At 58.5% G+C, this 441-nt stretch carries 1 protein-coding gene; it reads left to right on the top strand.

Translation table 11 applies throughout. From position 1 onward, the window contains the following. Positions 1-248 precede the first annotated feature (248 nt). Positions 249-441: RsmD family RNA methyltransferase (locus BN1121_RS19580; RefSeq protein WP_197065769.1), on the top strand; the 193-nt coding region annotated here is incomplete at its 3' end.

Here is a 441-nt window from a genome sequence, read left to right as displayed (position 1 = left end):
CGACAGGGGGGGGGGTCGGCTCGGGATGAGTGATGACCTCGGGGGCCGCGGTGACGACCGCTTCGGGAGCCGCCTTGCTCTCAGCCTCTTCTTTCTTACGGCCGAAGCCCAGCCAGGAAAACAAACCTTTTGCCATCTAATAAATACTCACTTGATCGGCGGACTGCTAAAATGGCCGCTCCGCGGGGGTTCGGCACGAAAAATGAACCGCCTTATACTATCACTTTCTTTTCTGACGACGAAACGCGATGCCCAGAGCAAAAAACAGCCGCAACAGCCCGTCCCCACAGGGAAAATCGGGGTTTGTAAGAATCATTAGCGGCCAGTGGCGCGGGCGTAAGCTACCGGTTCGTGACGTTGAGGGGCTCAGACCCACCACGGATCGGGTCAAGGAGACCATCTTCAACTGGCTTACCCCCCATGTGCGCGAGACGCGCTGCC

Origin of the sequence: Aeromonas diversa CDC 2478-85 (assembly GCF_000819805.1) — a bacterium.
GTDB classification, from domain to species: domain Bacteria; phylum Pseudomonadota; class Gammaproteobacteria; order Enterobacterales; family Aeromonadaceae; genus Aeromonas; species Aeromonas diversa.
This window is presented reverse-complemented; position numbering and strand designations above follow the sequence as displayed.